Genomic DNA, 22,850 nt, shown 5'->3' on the forward strand with positions numbered 1-22,850 from the left:
TCTCACGGTATTTCACTGAAAGAAGCGACCATGCAAGACATCCTTGAGCAACTGGAAAAAAAGCGCGAACTCGCGCGACTCGGAGGCGGCCAAAAGCGCATCGACTCCCAGCACAAGAAGGGCAAGCTCACCGCGCGTGAACGCATCGAGCTGCTGCTGGACGACGGCACGTTCGAAGAATGGGACATGTTCGTGGAGCACCGCTGCACGGACTTCGGCATGGAAGACACCAAGATCCCCGGCGACGGCGTGGTCACCGGCTACGGCATGATCAATGGCCGTCTGGTCTTCGTGTTCAGCCAGGACTTCACCGTGTTCGGCGGCGCGCTGTCGGAAACGCACGCTGAGAAGATCTGCAAGATCATGGACCAGGCCATGAAGGTCGGCGCTCCGGTGATCGGCCTGAACGACTCGGGCGGTGCGCGCATTCAAGAAGGCGTGGCCTCGCTCGGCGGCTATGCCGACGTGTTCCAGAAGAACGTGATGGCTTCGGGCGTGGTGCCGCAGATCTCCATGATCATGGGCCCCTGCGCTGGCGGTGCGGTGTACTCGCCCGCGATGACCGACTTCATCTTCATGGTCAAGGATTCGAGCTACATGTTCGTGACCGGCCCTGAAGTCGTGAAGACAGTGACGCACGAAGAAGTGACTGCCGAAGAACTCGGCGGCGCGGTGACGCACACGTCCAAGAGCGGTGTGGCCGACATGGCCTTCGAGAACGACGTCGAAGCACTGATGATGCTGCGTCGCCTGTACAACTACCTGCCGCTCAACAACAAGGAAAAGCCACCGGTTCGCCCAAGCCGCGACCCGGCCGACCGCGCTGACCTGAGCCTCGACACGCTGGTTCCTGAAAACGCGAACAAGCCGTACGACATGAAGGAACTCATCGTCAAGACGGTGGACGATGGCGACTTCTTCGAGCTGCAACCCGAATACGCCAAGAACATCATCATCGGCTTTGCGCGCATGGAAGGCCAGACCGTCGGCATCGTCGCCAACCAGCCGCTGGTGCTGGCCGGCTGTCTCGACATCAAGAGCTCCATCAAGGCCGCACGTTTCGTGCGTTTCTGCGATGCGTTCAACATCCCGGTCGTCACTTTCGTGGACGTGCCAGGCTTCATGCCCGGTACATCACAAGAGTACGGCGGCATCATCAAGCACGGCGCCAAGCTGCTGTACGCATACGCCGAATGCACCGTGCCGAAGATCACCGTCATCACCCGCAAGGCCTACGGCGGCGCGTACGACGTGATGGCCTCCAAGCACTTGCGCGGTGACGTGAATCTGGCTTGGCCACATGCAGAAATCGCTGTGATGGGTGCCAAGGGCGCCGTGGAAATCATCTTCCGCGAAGACAAGAACGATCCCGTGAAGCTCGCCGCCCGCGAAGCCGAATACAAGGAACGTTTCGCCAACCCGTTCGTGGCAGGTGCACGCGGCTTCATCGACGACGTGATCCAGCCGCACGAAACCCGCAAGCGCATCTGCCGTTCGCTCTCGATGCTCAAGAACAAGCAGCTTGAGAATCCGTGGCGCAAGCACGGGAACATCCCGCTCTAAGAAGAACAGCAAGTACGCACGGAGATTGTTGAAATGTTTACCAAGATTCTTATCGCAAACCGCGGCGAGATCGCCTGCCGCGTGATCGCCACCGCCCGCAAGATGGGCATCAAGACCGTGGCGGTCTATTCCGACGCTGACAAGGAAGCGCGTCACGTCAAGCTGGCCGACGAGGCCGTTCGCCTGGGCCCAGCGCCCAGCCGCGAGTCCTATCTGCTGGGCGAGAAAATCATCGAAGCCTGCAAGCAGACCGGCGCACAGGCTGTGCACCCCGGCTACGGCTTCCTGTCGGAAAACGAAGGCTTTGCCAAGCGTTGCGAAGAAGAGGGCATTGCCTTCATCGGTCCCAAGTCGCACTCCATCGCTGCGATGGGCGACAAGATCGCTTCCAAGAAGCTGGCCAACGAAGCCAAGGTCAACACCATTCCTGGCTACAACGATGCCATCGCTGGCCCGGACCAAGCCGTGGAAATCGCCAAGAACATTGGCTATCCCGTGATGATCAAGGCTTCGGCCGGCGGCGGCGGCAAGGGCCTGCGTGTGGCGTTCAACGACAAGGAAGCGCACGAAGGTTTCGCGTCCTGCCAGAACGAAGCACGCAACAGCTTTGGCGATGACCGCATCTTCATCGAGAAGTTCGTTCAGGAGCCGCGCCACATCGAAATCCAGGTGCTGGGCGACTCGCACGGCAACGTGATTTATCTGAACGAGCGCGAGTGCTCGATCCAGCGCCGTCACCAGAAGGTGATCGAGGAAGCACCATCGCCGTTCATCAGCGACGCGACTCGCAAGGCCATGGGCGAGCAGGCCGTGCAACTGGCCAAGGCCGTGAAGTACCAATCCGCAGGTACCGTGGAATTCGTGGTCGGCAAGGACCAGGACTTCTACTTCCTCGAAATGAACACGCGTCTGCAGGTGGAGCACCCGGTGACGGAATGCATCACCGGCCTCGACCTGGTCGAGCAGATGATCCGCGTGGCCGCTGGCGAAAAGCTGAGCTTCGCGCAAGCCGACGTGAAGCGTGAAGGCTGGGCGATCGAGTGCCGCATCAACGCGGAAGACCCGTTCCGCAACTTCCTGCCATCGACGGGCCGTCTGGTGCGCTTCCAGCCACCGGAGCAGAACATGTTCCAGTCCGAAGCCGGCATCAAGGATGGCGTGCGCGTGGACACCGGCGTGTACGAAGGCGGCGAGATCCCGATGTACTACGACTCGATGATCGCCAAGCTCATCGTGCACGGCAAGGACCGCAACGACGCCATCACCAAGATGCGCGAAGCCCTCAACGGCTTCGTGATTCGCGGCATCAGCTCGAACATTCCTTTCCAGGCCGCGCTGCTCGCGCATCCCAAGTTCGTGACGGGTGACTTCAACACCGGCTTCATCGCCGAGAACTACGCCAACGGCTTCCACGCCGAAGACGTGCCTCACGCCGATCCCGACTTCCTCGTCGCGCTGGCTGGCTACATGAACCGTCGCTACCGCGCACGCGCTTCCGGCATCAGCGGCCAGCTGACCGGCCACGAAGTGCAAGTGGGTGCCAAGTTCACCGTCGTCGTGCTCGGCGCAACGGGTGACAACAAGCACTTCCCGATCGAAGTCACCGACTACGATCTGGAAAAGCGCTCCAGCACCGTGACCGTCAACGGCAAGACCTACGCCATCACCAGCACCGCCGGTCTGGGCGACATCCGCGTGCAAGGCGAGTGCAACGGCCAGGCGTTCACCGCCCAAGTCGAACGCGGCACCGCCAAGAACCCGCTGGCCCTGCGCGTGATCCACAACGGCACGCAGATCGACGCACTGGTGCTGTCGCCCTTGGGCGCTGAGCTGCACAAGCTCATGCCTTTCAAGGCACCGCCAGACATGTCCAAGTTCCTGCTCTCGCCCATGCCCGGCCTGCTGGTCGACGTGGCAGTGCAGCCTGGCCAGAAGATTCAGGCAGGTGAAAAGCTGGCAGTGATCGAAGCCATGAAGATGGAAAACATCCTCTTCGCCGCGCAAGACGGCGTGGTCAGCAAGGTGATCGCAGGCAAGGGCGAATCGCTGGCCGTGGATCAAGTGATCATCGAGTTCGAGTGATCGTCAGGTGATCGACGCTGCGCCGGTTTGATTTTTGAACTGGCGCGATAAGCAAGAAATGCCGGAGGCTGTGAGGCCGTCCGGCATTTTTATGTATAAGGTGCTCCGTTGGGCTATGGTCGTCCAGTCACCCAAAACTTGGAGAAATCACCGGATAGGAGCATTGGGCGTTCGTTGTCGCCAAAGACCAGAATGCCGGTTACATGGCTGCCATCGTCGATTAGCTTTACGACCTTGCCTGCGCCCAGTTTCTTGTGAGTCAAGTAGTCACCCACTGAAACGCGCCCAAGACCCGCAATTTCAATCGTCTGCAAATCAGAAGAGGCTTGCAACGAGGCACTCTCTGTTGCTTTCATTCCGTACTTTTTCCACAGACGTGGCAGGCGTTTTTTTATATCGTCGTCAGGATAGCTTTCCAGATTGAAAGAGCTTGTAGGAAATCGCTTATTACCTTGAGTCAACTGTTGTTGGACTGCTGCATGGATATTTTTTCCAGTCGTGGTCAAGTAAGCCTGATATGGTGCTGCGCCATATGACTCCCATTCTGCATTTGATTGCTCTTTATCTTTTGTCGCATCATGCAGATCTGCAAGCGAGTCGGGATTACTCAGTGCACGTAGATATCTTTGCTCACCTTGAGCAATCAGCCAGTAACGAAAGTACTCAAATCCATCATCCGTTGCGTGTCCATTGTTGAGCAGCGCACCAGCAGCCCAAAGATCTCCCAAGGAGGCTTTGGAGTGGAATTGATCAAGGAGAATTTGAAATTCGATAATTTCTGTTGGTTGCAACTGCACCAAAAGTCTAGTCAGTCGATGCGCATGCTCCAAGTCGCCGCCTGAACCTTTTGCTTGTTCGATCAAACTCCAAAAACGAATTTCAGACATGGTTTTAGTGGCTAAATTAACGTTTACATCATGACTGCAAGCAACAAGAGAAATCAAGCAAAAACATAGAAGTGTTGTGCGCTTATTGACCATTCAGATCACTCTCATATTGCATTTAAACCGATAGGTACTTTAACGAATAGATGCAATTCTAGAAAGAGCAATGTGTGGAGATAGAGCGTTTTTATCATCTACGCCCGTCGCGCTTTCTGAAACCCCACAGCCAACGCCACCCCAAACACCGCAGCCACCGCAATCTGCCCGCCGGCTGCGGCCCATCCCCAACTGGCCATCAATGCTCCCAACATGACTGGGCCCACCACCTGCCCAAGGTAGTTGCCCTGCATGAGCACACCGAGACTCAATGCCGCCAACGCAGGCTTCGGCGCGATGCGTGGGGCGGTGGCGATGCAGGTGCCGGGGATGATGCCTGCGATGGCGGAGAAGATCACGCACAGGGCAATCAAGGCCCAGGCGCTGAGTGGTGCGAGGTAGATGAGTGATCCCAGCACGCCGTTGATGGCGAATGTGAAAGCCAAAAGCACGGCAGGCCGCGCGCCGCGTTGCAGGCTCCAGCCTGCTAGCAGGTTGCCGAACATATTGGCGGCCACGGTGATGGCTGCGGCGATGCCTGCCTGGGGCAAGGTGAGATGGGCATGCTCCATGAGAAAGCTGGGCAGAAAGCTCATGAAGGCGAAGAACTGCAGGTTGTAGGCTCCGAATGCGAGGGCCAGAAACAGCGGCGCGGGAGAACCTGCTACGCTCCAGATTTCTTTGCTGGTGGGCATGCTCAGCGCTTGATTTTTGTTGCTGGCGGCGGGGCGAACTTTCAAGGCCACGCCGAATGCGATCAGCAGCGCGAGTGCACCGTCGACGATCCAGAGTACATGCCAGTCGCCCAGCACGGGACCGAGCAGCATCGACAGCGAAATGCCTGCGCCCATGAAGCAGCTCCAGATGCCGAACACGATGAGGCGGCGCTCGGGCGGTGTCAGCCGGTTGAGCACTGCCGGTGCGGCCACGACGATGAGCAGAAAGCCCAGGCCTTCGACCACGCGCGTGGTGATCAGCCAGCCGCAGGAGGGCAGAGCGACCGCCGCCATGCTGGCTGCGCCGAGAATCACCAGGCCCAGAATGAGCATGGATCGATCACCTTGACGCTGCACGAGAATCCCGGCGATCAGGCCGCCGATCATGCCGACGATGGGGAAGACCGACATCACCCAGCTCAGGCCCGCGAGGCTGCGGTTGAACTCCTGCTGCATCTGCGGCACGGCGATGGGAGCCTTGCCTACATGCAGAGCAGAGACAACGCCGGCGATGATGACCAGTGTGATGGCCAGCGTATCAAGGCCCGTGCTGGCGGTGGGTGCGGATGCGGGTGAGGGCGGCGGTGCAACGTTGTTCTTGGTTGTCATGCAATTCGTCTCTTGCGCGTTGGCGCGAATGGGGCTTGTGGAGCTTTTAGGGTGGCTTCGATGCCAGCTGCACACGAGAGCCTATGGGATTCCCCAGCTTCTGCCGCCATAAGGTTAAGCGACTGGCGGCGTAGGGCCTCGCACAACGGCGACAATCCCGAGGGCGCAGCGGTTCGCGCGCGCCATTGTTCTGTTTCTGGAATTCTGTGTTTCATCCATGAAGTTCGACACCACGACCGTGAGCCTGGTCATCGCCATTGCCGAAGAAGGCAGCATTTCGCGCGCCTCGGATCGGCTTGGGCTGGCTGTCGCGGCGGCCTCCAAACGCGTGAGCGATCTGGAGGCGCAGCTTGGCGTGAAGCTGTTCAAGCGCCAACCGCATGGCGTGAAGGTGACGGAGGCGGGCACCAAGCTGCTCTCGCACATTCGGCAGATCGACAACCTCACGCAGCGTCTGGTGGGCGATGCGCAGGCGGTGAGATATGGGCGCGAGGGCCGCGTGATCATCGGCGCGCCCAAGTCGGCGATCATTCCATTTCTGGCGCGCGAGATTGCGGGCATCCAGCGCAAGTATCCGGGCATCGTGTTGCAGATCGTCGAGGAGAACAGCCGTATCGTTCAGAAGCTGCTGCGCGACAAGGTGATCGACATCGGCATCTATGAAAAGACCAGCGGCTTCATCGACCTGCCGCGCTTCGACTACCGGCAGGATCATCTGGAGGTGATCTACAGCCGCCAGCATTTCGAGTTGCCGAGCAGCGCGCTGAGCGTGGAGCAACTGATCGAGTTGCCCATCATCACGCTGGGTCGCGGCTCGGCGATTCTTGCGTCGCTGCACCGCGCGCACCAAAGTCGCGGGCGGGTGTTCCGCAACGATTTCACGGTAAGCGGTTTCGACTCCATGCTCGCTCTGGTGCGCGAAGGCATTGGCGTGGGACTGATGCCGCCGGACATCTTTCAAAGCCTGCATCCGGAGGCCGACCTCGTCAGTGCGCCGCTCGACGGCGATTGGCATGAACGCAGCTACATGCTGTCGTTCATCGAAGGGCAGGCGCAGCACGAGACGCTGCGCAATGTGGTGAGCGAGTTGCTGCCCGGCGTTGCGATGGCAACTTAGATCGTGTCGAGTCAGCGGCCCGCGATCTTTTTGGCCGCGTCCAGTTCGGGATGCTCGAAGGCCAGTGCAAACGCATCGAGTTCCTGCTTCGTCATGCCGACTTCGGCGGATTGACCGACAGCGCGCCATTGCAGCACGGCGGTCAACACCTCCTGCACGACGGCGGTGGCCTGTTCCTTGTTGAGCGAAAAGCGCGGCGCTTGGCTCATCAACTGCTGCATGCTGGTGATGGGGCCGGTGTCCTCGCTCAACCAGGTCTTGGATTCGCGGTCCTTGTCCGGCATGGGGTTGATGTCGAACGCGGGTGACAGCTGCCATTGGTTGTGGCCCATGTAGAGAAAGCCGATGTTCTGCAGATGGTCGTCCACGTTGGTGATCAGGTGGTTGAACACCAGACGTCGCCACAGTTGTCGCGCGTCGCTCACGTAGTCGGCGCAGGCGCCTTTCATCTGGTCGAGCAGTTCTGTGTAGGCATGCTCGTCCAAGCGGCTGGCCTGCAGCAGGGTCGCGCCCGAGATATAGGGAATGCGCGAATCCTGCTCGCCACGATCGAAGCGGCGGATGATGGCGACCGGCGTGTCGTGGACCATGGTGACATGCGCGTCGGCCGCGTGAATGCCTGCCAGCTTCGCGAGTTGGAGTGCCAGCACTTCGGCGCGCGTGACGTTTCGCTCGTCCTGCACGCTGGGGAACTTGCCGATCGCCAGAAATCCCTGCTCGTCCAGCATGCTGCATTTGGGCCGCATGCCGCCGAGCGACGTGCCTTTGCCTTGCAGATATTTCAGGTCTTCGGCGGTTTCCCGGCCCAGCTCCACGGCTTGCGAAGAGGCCAGCATTTTCTCCAGCTCGATCAACGGCGGCGTCTTGCGCTTGCCCGCCGGTACCGACTGCAGAAAACCGCCCCGGCTGTCGCGCAGACGCAAAGCGCCCATGCGGCTGAAATCATCGACCGCGCAGAGGTAATCAAGCTCGGTCAGCGCGCCCAGCGACGGATCTTCCTGACGCCGCTTGGCATGCGCGCGTGCGATGACGCGTCGGCCCCAGGCATCGGGCTCGGTGTCGCCCAAGGCCATGAAGAACTGCGAGTCCTCCTTGGTCGGCGGCTTGCGCGTCTGGTAGATGGGCGTCATCGCCAGATCGGGCGAGATGTTGAACGCCTCCTTCTCGTCCAGCCAGTCCTGAAAGTAGGCGAACTGGGTGAACATGCGCGGTCCGTTGCGCACGAACACGAGCTTGCCCACGGGCATGCCGACCTTGCCCAGGCAGACGTCGATTTCGGTTTTGATGTTCGTGACCATGCTCTAAAGCCTCGTTCTCAGAACGCCTTGGGCGCATTGCGGCGCTTGCTGTGGATGCGCTCGGGCAGCTCGGCATCCATGAGGCTCAGGCCGACCGAGTCCTGCGCGGTGTCCAGCAGCAATTGCAGCTTTTCCAGCTCGCCGAACACCTGCAGGGCACTGGCCAAGTGCTGCAGGGCCATTCCGGGATGGCCGTCTTCCATGCGCCGCACCGTGCTGACCGACACCCCCATGCGCGCCGCCAGATCGGCCTGCGACAGACCACGGCGCTTGCGCGCCAGCTCGACGCTCTTGCCGAGGGCTGCGATGGCTCTGTCTACGGGAAGATTGGTGGCGGTATTCATGATAAGCATCCAGATATGACTTCTTGAACGCCTCAAGCGCTCTAATCTGAATGATTATAGGCATTCATGGTTGAATTTACAATAAACGCTCATATCAGAGCGATTATTTTGAATAAGAATTCAAATATGAACGATAAATTCACCTGAGTTACTGATTTCGCAAATCACGAAATCTGGCATGTTGTTTACATCCTTGCTGGCAAATCGCCGCTGGGCGACATTGGTCGCACCAACGAAGGTTGAACCCACAAGCTACAGGAGACAAGAACACCATGCAACGCCGTCATTTCATTGCAGCCAGCGCAGCCGCATTCGCCGCACCATGGGCTGGCTCGGCCACTGCGGCCGATCTGCCCAAGGGCACGATCAAGATCTTTGTGGGCTGGGCACCGGGAGGCGGCACGGATGTGTTTGCGCGCATCGTCGGGCAGAAGCTCTCCGAGATCTGGGGCCGCCCGGTCATCGTGGAAAACAAGCCCGGCGCGACCGGTGCGCTGTGCGCCGATTTCTTCGCCAAGACCAAGTTCAACGATGGCGTGAACCTGCTGATGGCGCATGTGAACACACATGCCATCTCGCCGCAGATCTTCAAGAGCATCACCTACGACCCGCTCAAGGACTACGCACCGATTGGGCTTATCGGCGCGACGCCGCACATCCTCGTTACCGGCAGCAAGGAGAAATACGCGTCGATTCAGGACGTAGTTGCCGCCTGCAAGAAGGGCCCCGGCAAGATCAGCTTTGGCTCGTCGGGCACGGGCTCGGTGCAGCATCTCGCCGCCGAGATGTTCAACATGGCTGCGGGCGTGAAGACCATTCATGTGCCCTACAAGGGCTCCGGCCCCATGCAGACCGATCTGCTCGGCGGGCAGATCGATTTCAGCTTCGACACGATGACGGCTGCAGCCCAGCAGGTAAAGAGCGGAAAGATGCAGGGCATCGTGCAGACCCGCGTGAATCGCGCCAAGGGTTTTCCGGGCGTGCCGACCATGGACGAGCAGGGCTTCAAGGGCTTTGATGCGTCGAGCTGGTACGGCGTCGTCGGCCCGCGCGACATGTCCAAGGAACTGGCGCAGCAGATCAACGCCGACATCAACAAGGTGCTCGCCATGCCCGATGTGATTGGTCGGTTCGACGGCTATGGCGTGGAGGGCGGCGGCGGCTCGGTCGAGAAGTTCGCGGCCTTCATGCAGTCCGAATACAAGAAGTGGGGCGAGGTCGTGCGCGCCGCCAACGTCACCGAAGAAAGCTGAACGACATCGTCAGGAGCCAAGCAATGAACCAAGCCACCCACAAACCCACCGCCGCTGCGAACCTCCCACTTGCAGGCATTCGCGTGCTCGATGTCAGCCAGGTCATGGCCGGGCCGTTTGCCTGCATGCTGCTGGCCGATCTGGGCGCGGATGTGATCAAGGTCGAACCGCCCGAAGGCGACCAGACGCGCGGCGCGATGGGCTTCAAGATGAAGGGCCCGGACAGCATGGGCTTTCTGAACATGAACCGCAACAAGCGCTCGATCACGCTGGATCTGAAAAGCGAAGAGGGCCGCGAGACCTTCTACGAACTTGCCAAGACCGCCGATGTGATCGTGGAGAACTACCGCCCTGGCGTGGTGCAGCGCTTGAAGGTGGACTACGAAACCATTCAGGCGATCAACCCGAAGATCGTCTACGTGAGCATCTCCGGCTTTGGCCAGAGTGGGCCATGGGCCAAGCGTCCTGGCTTCGATCTGATGGCGCAAGCCATGTCCGGCGTGATGAGCGTGACCGGCTACAAGGGTGAAAAGCCGGTGAAGGCGGGTGTGCCGGTGGCCGACATCGGCTGCGCGCTGTTTGCGACCTATGGCCTGCTTTCGGCTTACATTGGCGCGCAGCGCACGGGGCAGGGCCAGCATATCGATGCGTCGCTGTTCGATTCGGTGATGGCGTTCTCTGTCTGGGACATGTCGGAATACTGGGGCACCGGCGTGCCGCCCGCGCCGCTGGGCACCAGCAACAAGATGAGCGCGCCTTATCAGGCCGTGAAGGCGCGCGACGACTACTTCGTCATGGGCGCGACCAACCAGAAGCTCTGGGCCAAACTGTGCGAGCTGATCGACAGGCCCGACCTGCTGCAGCACGAGCAGTTTGCGACCGTGCCGCTGCGCCTGAAAAACCGCGAGGTGCTGATCGACACGCTGGAGCAGGAATTCGCCAAGAAGGACAGCGCCGAGTGGGTTGACTTGATGCTGGCCGCAGGCATTCCCGCAGGCCCGATCCTGAGCTATCCCGAAGCATTCGAGGGCGAGCACGGCACGCACCGCAAGATGTGCATGGAGATCGACCATCCCATCGAAGGCAAGGTCAAGAACATCGGCTTCCCCGTCAAGATGCTGGGCACGCCGCAACAGGTGCGCCGCCATCCGCCGCTGCTGGGCGAGCACAACGAGGAAATCCTTGCCGAATTGGCCGAACGCACAGCACGCGAAAAGGTAGACGCATGACAGCAGAAGCCGTTTCGCTGAACGTCGATGCCTCGGGCGCTGCATGGATTCGCGTGAACCGACCCGAGCGGCACAACGCGATGACTGCGGCGATGTACGAAGCGCTGCTCGAATGCATCGCCAGCGCGCAGGCCGACGAGCGCGTGCGCTGCGTGCTGTTGCAAGGTGAGGGTGGCAAGTCGTTCATCTCGGGCACCGACATTTCGCACTTCAAGGACTTCACCGATGGCAAGCAAGGCATCGAATATGAAGCCTTTGTCGAGCGTGTGATCGACGCGGTGGAGCGCATCTGCTTCCCCACCATCGCTGTGATCGACGGCTGGGCCGTGGGCGGCGGGCTGGCGCTGGCGACCGCGTGCGACTTCCGCATCTGCACACCGAAATCGCGCTTTGGTGCGCCGATTGCGAAAACGCTGTCGAACACGCTTTCGTCGCGCAACATGGCGCGGATGGCTGCGGCGCTGGGCATTCCGCGCGTCAAACGCATGCTGCTGCTGGCCGATTATCTGAACGCGGACGAAGCGCTGAACTGCGGCTTTGTGCAATCCATCGTGAGTGCCGAAACGCTGATCGACGAATCGCAGCAACTGGCAGACAAGCTGATGGCGCTTTCCGGCACCACGCAGGCCGCCGTGAAGGAGAGCCTGCGCCGCATCGTCGTGGACAATGATCTGCATGACGATGATCTGGTCGAATCGGTCTACGGCAGCGCGGCGTTTCGCAGCGGGGTGGCGGGCTTCATCAAAAGCTGATCCTGTCGCTTCCAGATTCCGGTCCATCGACAACAACGAAAGAGAGGACGGGTGATGGAGACTTTGCTGGTGTACGTGGCGCTGGGCATTGGCGCGGGGCTGCTTGCGGGCATGCTGGGCGTGGGAGGAGGGCAGGTGGTCGTGCCTGGCCTGCTGTATCTCTTTCACCTGAACCATTTCCCCGAGCAGCATCTGGTGCATCTCGCCCTCGGCACCAGTCTGGCAACGATTGCCGTCACGTCGCTGTCGTCCGCCTGGTCGCATTCCCGGCTGGGCTCCATCAGCGTGGCGCTGGCGCGGCGCATGGCTCCGGGCATCGTCGTGGGCGCGGTCATCGGCGGCTTGATGGCGGGACTGTTTCCCAGCCACGCACTCAAGATCGGCTTTGGCGTCTTTCTGATTCTGCTGGCCGTGCAGATGGCGTTTTCGCTCAAACCCAAGCCGGGCCGCGATCTGCCGCATGGCATGGGCGTCTCGCTCGTCTCCGCCGTCATCGGCTGGGTTTCAGCGATTGTGGGTGTGGGCGGCGGCAGCATGGTCGTGCCGTATCTCACATGGGGCAATGTGGAGATGAAAACCGCCGTCGGCACAGCATCCGCCTGCGGCTTCTTTCTGGCCATCGCGGGCATGGTCGGCTATGTGATTTCAGGCTGGAACGCGCCAGGTCTGCCGCAATACAGCATCGGCTATGTCTACCTGCCCGCGTTCTTGGCGGTGTCCTTGCTTTCCATCGTTTTCACGCGCGTCGGAGCGATGCTCGCGCACCGCTTGCCGGTGGCGACACTCAAGCGTGTGTTCTCGATCTGCCTGCTGGTGGCGGGCGTGCGCATTCTGCTTTGAGGGGCGTTTTTGACGGATGAAGGAGAATGCTTGGTTTGCCGCTCCAAGCTCTCCGCACCGTGCCGTTGACCCGTTCCACCAACCGTTCTTCCCCAAGCATTCTTCAACCGCTGTGGCTGCGTGTGCTGTGTGGCGTGATCGGCGTGCTGCTGCTTGGCGATGCCGTGGTGCTGATGGGATACGGCATGTTCAATGTCGGCATTCTCGTGCCGGCAGTGATCGGTGCCGTGCTGCTCGCCATGCTCATCTGGCGACAGCGAATTTCGCAAACTCTGGCAAGACATTCCACTCTGCGCCGACTCTGGCGATGGGGCTGGATTCTGTTCGTGCTCTGGCTGATCAGCCTGCTCGTCTTCTGGCTGCGCATCGCGCAGCAAATGCATTCCGAAAAAACACAGCAGCCGGTGGATGCCATCATCGTCCTCGGCAGCGCCACGCGCGATGGCCAACCGTCGCAAACGCTCGCGCATCGACTGGATGTGGCCGCAGCGCTCGCCAAGTCTCAGCCAAACGCCTTGATCGCCACCAGCGGCGGCGTCGATTTCGGCGAGACCGAAAGCGAAGGCCGCATCATGGCCCGCTATCTGGAGCAACGCCACGGCATCGCGCCCACGCGTCTCATCATGGAAGAGCGCAGCACCAGCACCGCCTTGAATCTGTCACTGAGCATGGATCTGCTTGCGGCGCGCAATCTGTCTGCAGACAGCTCCATCGCCATCGTGACCAGCGATTTCCACACCCCGCGCGCGCAATGGATTGCGGACAAGGTGGGCCTCAAAAACGCCCACACGGTCGGCGCTCCCACGCCGTTGTCGATCCGCTTCAATGCCTGGCTGCGCGAGTATTTTGCGGTGGCAAGCAGTTGGGTTCTTCGCGAGTTCTGAAAAGCGCGGAAAATAGGGCGCAGGTGGCGTTGCACAAAGTCCGTCCAGCGCCCGGTTTTCAAGAGACATTCATTCAATCCAAGGAGTACTTTTCAATGGCGAGCGAACAACGTCCTTTCCGCGTTCTGGGAATTCAACAAGTAGCGATCGGCGGCACGGACAAGGCGCGCATGAAGAAGCTGTGGGTGGACATGCTGGGTCTGGAGCAGACCGGCACCTTCCAGAGCGAGCGCGAGAACGTGGATGAAGACATTCTCGCGATGGGCAAGGGCGCGATGAAGGTGGAAGTGGACATCATGCAGCCCATGGACATCGACAAGAAGCCCGCCGTGCACACCACGCCGCTGAACCACATCGGCCTGTGGATCGACGATCTGCCCAAGGCCGTGGAATGGCTGACGGCCAAGGGCGTGCGCTTTGCACCCGGTGGCATTCGTCCCGGCGCTGCGGGCTATGACATCACCTTTCTGCATCCCAAGAGCAACGACGAGTTTCCGATTGCGGGCGAGGGCGTGCTGATCGAGCTGGTGCAGGCTCCTGCCGACGTGATCGCAGCACTGGGTTGAACGGCATGTCCAGCCTCGTCGATCAGATCAACACCGCGAGCGAGGGTGGCTTGCCCAGCCTGCTCGGAATCCGCACCATTCACGCCGAACGCGGTGAAATCCGCACCGAAATGCCGGTGCGCCCCGAACTGATGGCACCCAATGGCTACCTGCATGCGGGCAGCCTGGTCACGTTGGCCGACACGTCCTGCGGCTACGGCTGCCGCTCCATGTTGCCCGAGGGCGCAACAGGCTTCACCACCATCGAGTTGAAGTCCAACCATCTCTCGACCGCACGAGAAGGCACGGTTGAATGCGTGGCGACGGTCGTTCATGCGGGTCGCACGACGCAAGTCTGGGATGCCGTAGTCAAACACCGCGAAACCGGCAAGACGATGGTGATGTTCCGCTGCACGCAGATGATTCTGTATCCGGTGCCGAAATAACTGCCAAATCAACGGTTTGCGTTACTGATGCCCCGCTGGTCGGGGCTTTTTTTCGTCCATCTCCAGACATCTGTGCGGCAGAAATCAGCGGTGTTGAACGACGATGCATCGTCATTGCACGCATTTGAACAAGGCATTTTCAACGTCGCGGAACGTCGCCCAACAAGCACGCAAGTTCGTTCAATTCACTGCCTATTTGGCAGGAGTAAACAGCACCCATTTCAATCCCACAATTTGCGGCCCGGGGTCTTCTCAGCGCAACAACACACTTCCACAATCGCGGCCCATCAGGTTCTCAGGAGAAAAGACGATGAGCAGCAACACCACCGCCCCACAATCCACGCAAGACAGCAACGCAAGCGCCGTTGTCGTGCAGGAGCAGCATGTGCAGTTCTTCACCAAGGCGCGTGCGGCCCTGTCGCTGGACGAGCCCGCCAAAGTCTGGAGCGTCGAAGCCATTCAGCAATTGCTGGACATGCCGTTCATGGACTTGCTCTGGCGCGCCCAATCCGTACACCGCGCGCATTGGCCGGAAGGCGATATCGAGCTGGCGACCTTGCTGTCGGTGAAGACCGGCGGCTGCCCCGAAAACTGCGGCTACTGCCCGCAATCGGCAGAGTTCGACACAGGCGTGAAAGCCCAGAAACTCATGAGCGTGCAAGAGGTGACCGCCGCCGCGCAAGCCGCCAAGGACGCCGGTGCGGCGCGCTTTTGCATGGGCGCCGCGTGGCGTGCGCCGAAGGATCGCGACATCGAGAAAGTCAGCGAACTCATCTCTGCCGTCAAGGGCCTGGGCATGCAGACCTGTGCCACCCTCGGCATGCTGGAGCCACACCACGCCGACGCACTCAAGGGCGCGGGTCTGGACTACTACAACCACAACCTCGACACCGCGCCCGAGTACTACACCGACGTGGTCAGCACCCGCCAGTACCAGGACCGGCTGAACACTCTGCAGGCCGTGCGCGATGCGGGCATCAGCGTCTGCTGCGGCGGCATCATCGGCATGGGGGAAGAAGTGGTTCACCGCGCGGGCTTGATCGCTCAACTCGCCAATCTGCAGCCTTATCCCGAGTCCGTGCCGATCAACAGTCTGGTGCGCGTGCCCGGCACGCCGCTGGCCGACAGCGACCCGGTCGATCCTCTCGACTTCGTGCGCGTGATCGCCGTCGCCCGCATCACCATGCCCAAGGCCCGCGTGCGTTTGTCGGCAGGCCGCCAGCAATTGGGCGAGGCCGTGCAGGCACTGTGCTTCATGGCGGGGGCGAATTCGATTTTCTACGGCGACAAACTGCTGGTCACTGGAAACCCCGAGGCGTCGGATGATGCGCGCTTGATTGCGAAGCTGGGGTTGCGGACTTCAGGCAAAACGACCATCGGCGAATGACCTCCAAAAAGGCGAGATGGACAACCAACTCGCCTTCATCACCGCCATTTGAATTCTTGCAAATGTGATCATTTGACAAAGCATGTTTGCAATTTACTATTCACGATAAGCCTTGAATAGAATATGAAAATTGCCATTGGTGACATTGCAAGGTTGTGCTGGGTGCAACCTTCTCACTGCAATGGGCTGCGACCATCAGCAGATTTCAAATGAACCTGACACATTCAATACGAGCGAAGTTTCAACTTGGATTCTCTGTCTTTGCGCTGATGCCGTTCGTGGCGCATGCACAGTTTTTCAACGATCCCGGCTCCAGCGGAGCTCCGATCACCAACTTCACCACAGGCGGCATTTCAACGACCGTGGTCACGGGCGCGAGCCCGGTTGCCATCAAGGCCATGAGCTATATGGCCGCCTCCTATACGCCTGCAGGCAGCCCATACCTGCCGAATTTCAAGTTGTCGTTTTTCATCTATGACAACGGACCGGACAATGGAAATTACCTGAATTCGGGAGATTGGAGTGGAAGACAGATGGTATGGGTCAGCCCGCAAGAAAGCTTCACATCGTCCAGCAACGCCGATTTTGCCTGGCGACGCTCTTCGGATTTCATGCCGATTACGCTGCTGCCAAACCGCAAGTACCTGATCGGCGCGTTTACTGAAGATACGCCCAGAATGGTCAACTTCAGGATGTATACGGGTAACTTCAGCGCTGGGGGCTACACATCGAGACCTCCCGTGCGGTTTCTCGACTCCTCCCATCAATTGCTAGGTGCGTTGCCTGCAGGGCGCCTGCAATTGCAGCTCTTTCAGGCCAGCACCGATCTTGCCATCACCAAGTCTCGCAGTACTCCCACGGTGGCTACTGGTGGCAACGTGACCTATACCATCACGGCAAGCAACGCAGGCCCCGATGCGGCCAATGCCACGGTGGCCGATGCCATGCCAGCCAGCCTCAGCGGCGTGACGTGGACATGCGTGGGCGCTGGTGGTGCTGCGTGCAGCGCATCGGGCAGTGGCAACATCAATGACGCCGTGGCGCTGCCAGTGGGCAGCAGCGTGACATATACCGTGAGCGGCACACTCGCATCCAGCGCGAGCGGAACCCTGTCCAATACCGCCACGGTGACTGCCCAGGACGGATTGCTGGAAACCAATTTGGCCAACAACACCGCCACCGATACCGCAACCATCTCCCAGGTGTCGGACCTCGCGGTCACCCTGACCGGCACGGCTGGCCCTGTGCTCCCCGGCGCGAACGTGGCCTATACCCTCACTGCCACCAACGCAGGCCCCACACCTGCCACGGCGGCCAGCCTGACGAGCACTTTGGCCGCACAACTGCAGGACCTGCAATGGACTTGCACGGCCACTGGCGGTGCAACATGCGCACCCAGTGGATCGGGCGCAGTGAGCGATTCCGTGAATCTGCCCGCAGGCGGCTCGGTGGTCTACAGCATCAACGGCAAGGTGATGGCGGGAACAGTCGCCAGCACCTTGAGCAACACCGCCAACATTGCGCCGCCGAGCGGCTATTCAGACACCAACGCGGCCAATAATCAGGCGACGTTCAACACGGTCGTGGCAGCAGTCGCTCCACCAAGCGAGCCCGCAGCCGTGCCTACGCTTCGCGAATGGGCGCTGCTGCTGCTTTCCGCAATGGTGGCAGGTCTGGCCGTTCTGGGATTGCGTCTGCGTCGAGCGGCTTGATGCGAAATTGCGGGCAGCGTGACGCGGCATCTGATCCGCGTTTTGCTCACCAGATCAAATCGCCTTGATCAACAGCACCGCCCCCGAAACAATCGCAAAGGCCTGCACAAACCACCGCATGAACCGCGCGTTGATGCGGTGGTGCACAAAGCGGCTGGCGAACATGCCGACGGCCAGTGCGGGCAGCAATTGCAGCGTCGCCTGCAGGTGCATGGGCTGAATCTTGCCGAGCAGGAACAGCATGATCAGCGAGATCACTTCACCCACCAGAAAGCAGACTGCAATCGTGGCACGCATTTCCGCAACGGGGCGGTGCTGCAGCGTGAGTGCGAGCGGCGGGCCGCCAATGCCGGTGGCGGTTTCGGTGATGCCGGTGATCAGCCCTGCGGCGAGAAAGGCGAGGATGCCGGGCGCGAACGCGGGAATGAACCAGGTCACGACAGCCGCCGCGATGGTGGATGCGCCGACGAAGATGGCCAAGGCGTTTGCACTGAGAAACGCGAGCACGGCCAGTCCGCCGAAGGTGCCTACAAATCGGCCCAGACCGATCCATCCCACACCGCGGACATCGATGGCGTGCTTTTCGCGCCAGGCGACATAGGCGTTCAGCGGCAGCATCAGGAACAGCACGCAGACCGGCAGAAGCTCTGGCTGCAGCATGATGAGCACGGGTGCCACGATGAGCGCGAAACCCAATCCGCTCGCGCCCTGAACAAAGGCGGCAAATGCCACGGTCGCAGCGGCGATGAGCAGTTGCTCGGCGCTCATGGTGCTTGTCTCTCTTTTGCGGGGTGGAAGCCTTTGCACGTGCTCCATGCCACTTGTTTTTTCATGCAACAGAGCTTACCGGGGCAGGGCGCGCATCGAGGCGATTCAGCGGTGTTCTTCAACCCAAAAATCCGCTTGATGCAACCCAGACACTTGCTTTCCGCCGATTGCGCCCCGATATCGGGGGCAAGGAGTTTTTCATGTCCACCACTGTTTCCGCTCCCGCCGTCACCCATCCCGACCGCATGCCCGTGTACTTTGTATCGCACGGCGGCGGCCCCTGGCCCTGGATGCCAGACCGCGCCGAGGCGTACGCCAATCTGGCCGAATCTCTGGGCGACATGCCGCACCAACTGCTGCGCAAACCCAAGGCGATTCTGATGATCTCCGCCCACTGGGAAGAGCCCGAATTCACCGTGCAAGGCGCGGCCCGTCCCGGCATGCTGTATGACTACGGCGGCTTTCCCGACTACACCTATCACATTCGCTACCCGTCGCCCGGCTCACCTGCGCTGGCCTTGCGCGTGACGGAGCTTCTGTCGCAAGCGGGCATTCCCGTGCAGGTCGATATGGAGCGCGGCTACGACCACGGCATGTTCTCCGCCATGCGGCCCATCTATCCGAATGCCGATGTCCCGGTGGTGCAACTGTCGCTGCGCCGTGGCCTCGATCCTGCGGACCATCTCGCCATGGGGCGCGCACTGGCAGCTTTGCGCGATGAAGATGTGCTGATCATCGGCAGCGGCTTCAGCTACCACAACCTGCGCGCAATGGGCCCGCAAGGACATGAGCCAGCCAAAGCATTCGATGACTGGCTGGCGCACACCATGCTGCATGCCAGCCCGGCAGAGCGCACTCAACATCTGCTGCATTGGGAGAACGCGCCCGCCGCTCGTCTCGCTCATCCGCGTGAAGAGCATCTGTTGCCATTGATGGTGGCCGTGGGGGCGGCCGAAGGCGACAAGGCGCTTCGTGTCTATCACGAAGATGCATTCAGAGGCGCACTGGCGGTGTCCAGCTACCGGCTGGATGCGGCCTGAGGACTAGCCCCTCCCTCTGGCCAGACATCGGAGTGCAAGGAATGCGCAGCACAGCAGCTTGGCGTCCTTGCATTCTTCAAGACTCAATGTTCATTCAAACCAGCACGTCGCGAATCGACGCATCTTTGTCGAACTGCGCCTTCGCAAACGGGCACAAGGGCAATACCTTGGTGCCCGTTTTGCGTGCCCAGGCAACCAGAGCATCCAGCAACTGGCGACCCGCACCCTGACCACGCAGTGAATCGTCCACATGCGTGTGGTCCACGATGATCATCGTCGCATTCGTGCGGCTGTAGGTCATCTCGGCGATGTGCTCGCCGTTCTTGTCCATGAAAAACGCGCCTTTGGCGTCGGCCTCTTCGTGCTGGATGGGGTATTGCATGGACCACACGTTAGCAGAAGCGCGCGACGTCAGTCGAACTCAGTCACCCCGCCAATCGACCGTATTGCTCATCCACCGGCATGGAGCATGCCTCCCAATTCCACTTTGCACGTGACGCTCCCGCCAATGGCAAATCGGGCGGGGCACGGCTTCGGGGCGCTCGATAGCGCAGCGTATTTCCACAACTGGCCAGCCTATTGGTCGATTCAACCTCGACAAGAACCCCTCGGCAGCTCGTCACGCGATTTCGGACGGTTTCACAGGCTTCGACAGCGGAAACCGCTCGAAATCAAGCATGTCCTTGGTGAAATTTTGCTGTAATATTCTAAATATTACATAGCATGTATTGTTTATTATTGTATATATGAGAAAATTGCGATAATCTTCATTTATCGTTGGTAATTAGCGGCTTGATTCGGGAAGTTGGCAATGAATTGTTCGAGAGGGGTTTGTGGAGTCTTGCAGCGGGGCATTTGCGCCGCCGCATTTGCCGTTTGGGATCGTGCCGAGCAGCCAGGATCGAGGGTGTCCATCTGCAGCTTGAGGTCGCTCGCAAAACGCCTGAAATCAAGCCGTGGCACGGATTCCGGCGTGATGAATGCTGTGCCTGAGGCTCAAGCCGAAGTCAAAAAGTCCGTTACTCCACGGAAAAAACGGATGAAGCGCTGTGTCCGATCAACGGTTCAAGGCTTGCCGCAGTCACCCAGTCTCCACGTGCAAGCGCATCTGCAATCGCGTTCTTGTGGCGTGGAATCCATTTCACTTGGACGCTTTCAAACTGCCGCGCCAAAGTTCTGGCCTTCTCGTAAACCGCAAAAAGGCGCTCGATGCGCTTGGGTTCGGCAAGACTCAGTTGCTCGGCCAGAATGCTGTTGTCTGTATGAATCAATACATGGCGTGCCTGCTTTTCAGCCAGCCATTGCAGCGCATGAATGGCCGCACGCGCCTCGGCCTCGTTGTTGCAGCCGGTGTGCGAGAACTGGTGGCTGAAGCAATCCACGTGGCCGTCCGGTGCATAAGCGATGCCGCCAATGCTCAGCTTGCCGGGGTTGGGCAGGGCGCTTCCGTCGATGAAAACAGTCCAGATTGGCGAATGCATGGGCTTGAGCTTAACCGGCGCGGCGCTCAGTTTCCAAATTCGGAAATCACCGCCAGCACCGTTTCGACCGCAGGATTCGGATACTGCGCGACCCGACAGGCCAGCGCCATGGGACGCATGAGTTGCGGACTCAAATGCCGTATCGCCAGATCAGAGGAAAGCCGTTGTTCGTCGATGATTTCCAAAGGCAAAAGCGCAGCGCTTTGACTGGCAACGGCCAAGCTGACCAAGGCGCCCGGATAGCTCATCGTCAAAAACGGACGCGGCTTCTGAGCGGCCTGTCGGAACCAAGCGGAAATCAAGCCATGCATCTGCGTGGCCGGTGCGAACGAAGCCCAGCGCCGACCCGCCAGCCATTCCGCAGTCACCAACTCAGGCGGATCCCAGGAAGAGGGCACCAGCGCCACCATGGGATCGTTGCGCCATGGAGTCATCATGATTTCCGCCGTGGCAGGCTGTGGACTGGCCACGATGCCGATGTCCAAAGTCCCTGCCTTCAGGCGCTTGATCGATTCGCTGGAACCCACCGCTTCCAAACGCACCTCCACGCCGGGACTTCGCGCAATCAAAGTCTCCAGCATCAAAGGCAACAGTCGGGTGCTCACGCCTGCGGACATACCAACCCGCACAACCCCTTCGCGCCCAGAAGCCCGCCGCTGAACCAGCTCCACCAGATCATCGCTCGCGAGCAGTAGCTTGCGCCCCTCGGTCACCAGCGCTTCACCCGCAGGCGTGAGCTCGGCCTGTCGACGCCCACGCACCAACAATGCCGCATCCATCCGCGCCTCCAGTTCCTTGATGTGCAGGCTCACAGTAGGCGGCGCCAGATGCAAGGTCTGAGCCGCCGCCGCAAACGTCCCCAGATCCGCGATCGTGATCAAGGTCTGCAAATGGTCGAGGTTCAAATTTCGCATCAGATTTTCTGAAGTTATTGGTCAGTCAATTCAACTTTACAGATGGTAGTCGCAAAGCGAGGATTGGCGGCATATGAAAAACACCAGCAAACCTCCCGAACACGAGAACGATGCTGCCATGGGGAAGGCGACCAATGCTTCTAGTCAGTTGGACGCGCCACGGCGTGGATTTGTTGGGCGATTTCAATCGTGCAAGGAAAGAATCTCCAACCTGTTGGAGCGCGCGGAAAAGCGCATCGCCGAGAACTTTCGCATGCCGCCAGGCGGTGGATAAGACGAAACAGAAATTTCAGACACAATATGTCACAAATGCCGAGGAGTGACATGCGTGCCGTTCGTTCGTTGATTTCTGCTGGAGCACTGATTCTCTTGTCACTGCAAGCCGGCGCGCAGGTGTACCGATGCGGCAACGAATACAGCGCGACGCCATGCAAAGGCGGACGAGAGATCGACGTCTCGGACCCGCTCAGGGACCCGGACAAAATCCTGATCCACCTGTGCCGATCGTCTCATCAAGATTTGATCTGGACATCGATGCGATGCGTCGATGCGAAATGGGCGCAGGTCCGTTCCGAATGGGTGCCTCGCAATCTCGAGTTTGACGACCAGGTCAAGTACGTCACGGCCAAGGGCGAACGGGACAGACAAGCGCGGCTCACATACGCACCTGCAGCGCCAATGCAATATAGCCCGCAGCCCAGTCGAGCAGCCAACAATAACAACAACAGCGGCTACAACAACAAGATGCAATGCCAATCACTCGACGAACGCGTGAACTGGCTCGACAGCCTTGGACGAGCTGGTGGCGGCGGCTACACAATGGACTGGATTCGTGAAGAACGCCGGTTGGCGCGAGACAAGCAATTCAGGTTGAAATGCTGATGGAGGAT

Annotated in this window: 23 protein-coding genes; 15 read left to right on the forward strand and 8 right to left on the reverse strand. The window is 59.9% G+C overall.

The window, feature by feature from the left end; translation table 11 throughout:
• Positions 1 to 30 precede the first annotated feature (30 nt).
• A complete protein-coding gene (locus G7048_RS23495; protein WP_166070450.1) occupies positions 31 to 1,563 on the forward strand; it encodes an acyl-CoA carboxylase subunit beta in 1,533 nt (510 codons plus the stop codon).
• 33 nt (positions 1,564 to 1,596) lie between these two features.
• Positions 1,597 to 3,645: an acetyl/propionyl/methylcrotonyl-CoA carboxylase subunit alpha gene (locus G7048_RS23500; protein WP_166070451.1), complete on the forward strand. Its 2,049-nt coding sequence runs from the start codon at positions 1,597 to 1,599 to the stop codon at positions 3,643 to 3,645.
• A 113-nt stretch (positions 3,646 to 3,758) separates the two neighbouring features.
• Here G7048_RS23500 and G7048_RS23505 read toward each other — a convergent pair whose 3' ends face one another.
• Together G7048_RS23505 and G7048_RS23510 are read right to left on the reverse strand one after the other, a co-directional pair.
• Positions 3,759 to 4,625: a DUF4240 domain-containing protein gene (locus G7048_RS23505; RefSeq protein ID WP_166070452.1), complete on the reverse strand. Its 867-nt coding sequence runs from the start codon at positions 4,623 to 4,625 to the stop codon at positions 3,759 to 3,761.
• A 98-nt stretch (positions 4,626 to 4,723) separates the two neighbouring features.
• Positions 4,724 to 5,950 (reverse strand): CynX/NimT family MFS transporter, encoded by a 1,227-nt coding sequence (locus tag G7048_RS23510; protein ID WP_166070453.1) that lies wholly within the window; start codon positions 5,948 to 5,950, stop codon positions 4,724 to 4,726.
• Positions 5,951 to 6,167: 217 nt separating this feature from the next.
• Between G7048_RS23510 and G7048_RS23515 the strand changes: the two genes are divergently transcribed.
• Positions 6,168 to 7,067, forward strand: a complete 900-nt coding sequence (locus G7048_RS23515; RefSeq protein ID WP_166070454.1) for a LysR family transcriptional regulator — start codon at positions 6,168 to 6,170, stop codon at positions 7,065 to 7,067.
• Between the two features lie 11 nt (positions 7,068 to 7,078).
• On the opposite strand, the gene G7048_RS23520 is transcribed toward G7048_RS23515, so the two are convergent.
• Together G7048_RS23520 and G7048_RS23525 are read right to left on the reverse strand one after the other, a co-directional pair.
• The gene (locus tag G7048_RS23520) at positions 7,079 to 8,365 is read right to left on the reverse strand and encodes a type II toxin-antitoxin system HipA family toxin (RefSeq protein WP_166070455.1); all 1,287 of its coding nucleotides are present in this window, start codon (positions 8,363 to 8,365) and stop codon (positions 7,079 to 7,081) included.
• A 17-nt stretch (positions 8,366 to 8,382) separates the two neighbouring features.
• Complete coding sequence (locus G7048_RS23525; protein ID WP_166070456.1) at positions 8,383 to 8,709, reverse strand: helix-turn-helix transcriptional regulator; 327 nt, start codon at positions 8,707 to 8,709, stop codon at positions 8,383 to 8,385.
• A 272-nt stretch (positions 8,710 to 8,981) separates the two neighbouring features.
• Here G7048_RS23525 and G7048_RS23530 point away from each other — a divergent pair, with 272 nt between their 5' ends.
• The 9 genes from G7048_RS23530 (at position 8,982) to G7048_RS23570 (ending at position 17,757) form a co-directional block, all read left to right on the forward strand.
• Positions 8,982 to 9,962, forward strand: a complete 981-nt coding sequence (locus G7048_RS23530; protein WP_166070457.1) for a tripartite tricarboxylate transporter substrate binding protein — start codon at positions 8,982 to 8,984, stop codon at positions 9,960 to 9,962.
• A 23-nt stretch (positions 9,963 to 9,985) separates the two neighbouring features.
• Positions 9,986 to 11,191, forward strand: coding sequence for a CaiB/BaiF CoA-transferase family protein (locus G7048_RS23535; RefSeq protein ID WP_166070458.1), 1,206 nt, complete (start codon positions 9,986 to 9,988; stop codon positions 11,189 to 11,191).
• Complete coding sequence (locus tag G7048_RS23540) at positions 11,188 to 11,943, forward strand: enoyl-CoA hydratase (protein WP_166070459.1); 756 nt, start codon at positions 11,188 to 11,190, stop codon at positions 11,941 to 11,943. The genes G7048_RS23535 and G7048_RS23540 overlap by 4 nt, the downstream gene beginning before the upstream one ends.
• Positions 11,944 to 11,997: 54 nt before the next feature.
• Entirely contained in the window at positions 11,998 to 12,783 is a 786-nt protein-coding gene (locus G7048_RS23545; protein WP_166070460.1) for a sulfite exporter TauE/SafE family protein, read from the forward strand.
• 35 nt (positions 12,784 to 12,818) lie between these two features.
• The gene (locus tag G7048_RS23550) at positions 12,819 to 13,667 is read left to right on the forward strand and encodes a YdcF family protein (RefSeq protein WP_240933091.1); all 849 of its coding nucleotides are present in this window, start codon (positions 12,819 to 12,821) and stop codon (positions 13,665 to 13,667) included.
• A 95-nt stretch (positions 13,668 to 13,762) separates the two neighbouring features.
• Entirely contained in the window at positions 13,763 to 14,233 is a 471-nt protein-coding gene (locus G7048_RS23555; protein WP_166070462.1) for a VOC family protein, read from the forward strand.
• A gap of 5 nt (positions 14,234 to 14,238) precedes the next feature.
• Positions 14,239 to 14,658: a PaaI family thioesterase gene (locus tag G7048_RS23560; protein ID WP_166070463.1), complete on the forward strand. Its 420-nt coding sequence runs from the start codon at positions 14,239 to 14,241 to the stop codon at positions 14,656 to 14,658.
• 310 nt (positions 14,659 to 14,968) lie between these two features.
• Positions 14,969 to 16,045, forward strand: coding sequence for a biotin synthase BioB (gene bioB, locus G7048_RS23565; protein ID WP_166070464.1), 1,077 nt, complete (start codon positions 14,969 to 14,971; stop codon positions 16,043 to 16,045).
• 209 nt (positions 16,046 to 16,254) lie between these two features.
• Positions 16,255 to 17,757, forward strand: a complete 1,503-nt coding sequence (locus G7048_RS23570; RefSeq protein ID WP_166070465.1) for a DUF11 domain-containing protein — start codon at positions 16,255 to 16,257, stop codon at positions 17,755 to 17,757.
• Between the two features lie 54 nt (positions 17,758 to 17,811).
• Here the strand turns inward: G7048_RS23570 and G7048_RS23575 are convergent, their stop codons facing one another.
• A complete protein-coding gene (locus tag G7048_RS23575) occupies positions 17,812 to 18,525 on the reverse strand; it encodes a sulfite exporter TauE/SafE family protein (protein WP_166070466.1) in 714 nt (237 codons plus the stop codon).
• Positions 18,526 to 18,725: 200 nt separating this feature from the next.
• Here G7048_RS23575 and G7048_RS23580 point away from each other — a divergent pair, with 200 nt between their 5' ends.
• Entirely contained in the window at positions 18,726 to 19,565 is an 840-nt protein-coding gene (locus tag G7048_RS23580) for a class III extradiol ring-cleavage dioxygenase (RefSeq protein WP_166070467.1), read from the forward strand.
• 94 nt (positions 19,566 to 19,659) lie between these two features.
• Here G7048_RS23580 and G7048_RS23585 read toward each other — a convergent pair whose 3' ends face one another.
• The 3 genes from G7048_RS23585 to G7048_RS23595 all read right to left on the reverse strand — a co-directional run bounded on the left by G7048_RS23585 (position 19,660) and on the right by G7048_RS23595 (position 21,960).
• Positions 19,660 to 19,947 (reverse strand): GNAT family N-acetyltransferase, encoded by a 288-nt coding sequence (locus tag G7048_RS23585; protein ID WP_166070468.1) that lies wholly within the window; start codon positions 19,945 to 19,947, stop codon positions 19,660 to 19,662.
• Between the two features lie 637 nt (positions 19,948 to 20,584).
• Positions 20,585 to 21,046, reverse strand: coding sequence for a ribonuclease HI family protein (locus G7048_RS23590; RefSeq protein ID WP_166070469.1), 462 nt, complete (start codon positions 21,044 to 21,046; stop codon positions 20,585 to 20,587).
• 26 nt (positions 21,047 to 21,072) lie between these two features.
• Positions 21,073 to 21,960, reverse strand: coding sequence for a LysR family transcriptional regulator (locus tag G7048_RS23595; RefSeq protein ID WP_166070470.1), 888 nt, complete (start codon positions 21,958 to 21,960; stop codon positions 21,073 to 21,075).
• A gap of 73 nt (positions 21,961 to 22,033) precedes the next feature.
• Here G7048_RS23595 and G7048_RS23600 point away from each other — a divergent pair, with 73 nt between their 5' ends.
• Together G7048_RS23600 and G7048_RS23605 are read left to right on the forward strand one after the other, a co-directional pair.
• Complete coding sequence (locus G7048_RS23600) at positions 22,034 to 22,234, forward strand: hypothetical protein (RefSeq protein ID WP_166070471.1); 201 nt, start codon at positions 22,034 to 22,036, stop codon at positions 22,232 to 22,234.
• 50 nt (positions 22,235 to 22,284) lie between these two features.
• Positions 22,285 to 22,842, forward strand: a complete 558-nt coding sequence (locus tag G7048_RS23605) for a hypothetical protein (protein ID WP_166070472.1) — start codon at positions 22,285 to 22,287, stop codon at positions 22,840 to 22,842.
• The last annotated feature ends 8 nt before the right edge of the window (positions 22,843 to 22,850 follow it).

Origin of the sequence: Diaphorobacter sp. HDW4B, assembly GCF_011305535.1 — a bacterium.
Classification (GTDB): domain Bacteria; phylum Pseudomonadota; class Gammaproteobacteria; order Burkholderiales; family Burkholderiaceae_C; genus Diaphorobacter_A.

Coding starts and splice junctions, on each gene's coding strand:
- G7048_RS23590 (WP_166070469.1), bottom strand. CDS start 21,046: ATGCATTCGCCAATCTGGACTGTTTTCATCGACGGAAGCGCCCTGCCC.
- G7048_RS23500 (WP_166070451.1), top strand. CDS start 1,597: ATGTTTACCAAGATTCTTATCGCAAACCGCGGCGAGATCGCCTGCCGC.
- G7048_RS23580 (WP_166070467.1), top strand. CDS start 18,726: ATGTCCACCACTGTTTCCGCTCCCGCCGTCACCCATCCCGACCGCATG.
- G7048_RS23585 (WP_166070468.1), bottom strand. CDS start 19,947: ATGCAATACCCCATCCAGCACGAAGAGGCCGACGCCAAAGGCGCGTTT.
- G7048_RS23600 (WP_166070471.1), top strand. CDS start 22,034: ATGAAAAACACCAGCAAACCTCCCGAACACGAGAACGATGCTGCCATG.
- G7048_RS23555 (WP_166070462.1), top strand. CDS start 13,763: ATGGCGAGCGAACAACGTCCTTTCCGCGTTCTGGGAATTCAACAAGTA.
- G7048_RS23535 (WP_166070458.1), top strand. CDS start 9,986: ATGAACCAAGCCACCCACAAACCCACCGCCGCTGCGAACCTCCCACTT.
- G7048_RS23530 (WP_166070457.1), top strand. CDS start 8,982: ATGCAACGCCGTCATTTCATTGCAGCCAGCGCAGCCGCATTCGCCGCA.
- G7048_RS23505 (WP_166070452.1), bottom strand. CDS start 4,625: ATGGTCAATAAGCGCACAACACTTCTATGTTTTTGCTTGATTTCTCTT.
- G7048_RS23560 (WP_166070463.1), top strand. CDS start 14,239: ATGTCCAGCCTCGTCGATCAGATCAACACCGCGAGCGAGGGTGGCTTG.
- G7048_RS23525 (WP_166070456.1), bottom strand. CDS start 8,709: ATGAATACCGCCACCAATCTTCCCGTAGACAGAGCCATCGCAGCCCTC.
- G7048_RS23510 (WP_166070453.1), bottom strand. CDS start 5,950: ATGACAACCAAGAACAACGTTGCACCGCCGCCCTCACCCGCATCCGCA.
- G7048_RS23545 (WP_166070460.1), top strand. CDS start 11,998: ATGGAGACTTTGCTGGTGTACGTGGCGCTGGGCATTGGCGCGGGGCTG.
- G7048_RS23515 (WP_166070454.1), top strand. CDS start 6,168: ATGAAGTTCGACACCACGACCGTGAGCCTGGTCATCGCCATTGCCGAA.
- bioB (WP_166070464.1), top strand. CDS start 14,969: ATGAGCAGCAACACCACCGCCCCACAATCCACGCAAGACAGCAACGCA.
- G7048_RS23595 (WP_166070470.1), bottom strand. CDS start 21,960: ATGCGAAATTTGAACCTCGACCATTTGCAGACCTTGATCACGATCGCG.
- G7048_RS23495 (WP_166070450.1), top strand. CDS start 31: ATGCAAGACATCCTTGAGCAACTGGAAAAAAAGCGCGAACTCGCGCGA.
- G7048_RS23520 (WP_166070455.1), bottom strand. CDS start 8,365: ATGGTCACGAACATCAAAACCGAAATCGACGTCTGCCTGGGCAAGGTC.
- G7048_RS23575 (WP_166070466.1), bottom strand. CDS start 18,525: ATGAGCGCCGAGCAACTGCTCATCGCCGCTGCGACCGTGGCATTTGCC.
- G7048_RS23570 (WP_166070465.1), top strand. CDS start 16,255: ATGAACCTGACACATTCAATACGAGCGAAGTTTCAACTTGGATTCTCT.
- G7048_RS23540 (WP_166070459.1), top strand. CDS start 11,188: ATGACAGCAGAAGCCGTTTCGCTGAACGTCGATGCCTCGGGCGCTGCA.
- G7048_RS23605 (WP_166070472.1), top strand. CDS start 22,285: ATGCGTGCCGTTCGTTCGTTGATTTCTGCTGGAGCACTGATTCTCTTG.